The organism is Lysobacter sp. TAB13, assembly GCF_052113885.1.
Lineage (GTDB): Bacteria > Pseudomonadota > Gammaproteobacteria > Xanthomonadales > Xanthomonadaceae > Lysobacter > Lysobacter gummosus.
This window is the reverse complement of sequence record NZ_JBFRDR010000061.1, coordinates 1-805: the sequence shown is the minus strand read 5'-3', so window position 1 is coordinate 805 and position 805 is coordinate 1. Positions and strand designations below refer to the sequence as shown.

The window sequence follows — 805 nt, the reverse complement described above, 5'->3', positions numbered from 1 at the left end:
CTGTAGGTCTGCCCGATCTGGTCCGACATAAAGAAAAACGCCTTCCCGAAGGAGATGGCGAGGACCAGGCCGAAGATCACTCCGAAGAGCGCGAGCGCGGGTTTTGCAAGCGAGTCAGTCAGCTTGGCCATCACACTGGCCGTTACGGTGAAGGCGATCGTGACGGCGTCGCAGCCCCAGCATTCGGAGGGGGACTTGTCCTGAACGGTGCTGGCGGTGCTGTTTTTGGCACCGTCCGGTTTGGTGGCGCCAGCGCCGCCGGTCTCGGCGTTCGGGTCGCCTTGAGTGCTGCTACCGTCGCGGATCTTGCTGGCCATCTTGCAGATGGTTGTGCCATTGGAGTCCGCGAAGCCGCTGCACGATCCGGAAGAGAGCATCTTCTGACAATTTCCGGTGCCTAGCTGGATGCAGGYCATCACCATGGCGCCGTCGACGGTCTGGCCATCAAAGCTCTGGCCGTTCTTCTGCATGCTGATCAGCTGCTGGACAGGAGCCGAGCCCATGGATGCGTTGGTTAGGCGAGCCCAGGCTTCAGTCTGATCCTGCAAGCTGGCGTTTGCATAACTCTCGCGCGAGTAGCCCTGATCATCCAGGTTCTTCGTGTTCAATTGGAATATGCCAGTGCAGCACGAGCCATTGTAGATGCCGGCGTTTCCGCCGGATTCGAAGTAGCCGAGGTTTCCCATCTGATCCGCATATTGTTTCAGATAGGGATTGAGGCTCGAGTTCTGGACGGCGGCCGAGATCTCGCCGCGGCTAAAACTGGTCTGCGGTCCGAGCTGCGCCCGTTGGGCGAGTGCAGGCA

Annotated in this window: 1 protein-coding gene; it reads right to left on the bottom strand. The window is 60.0% G+C overall.

Annotation, left to right across the window (positions count from 1 at the left end; translation table 11 throughout):
- The coding region (locus AB4Y92_RS25100) for a hypothetical protein (RefSeq protein ID WP_441822086.1) at positions 1 to 805 on the bottom strand (805 nt) is incomplete at both ends.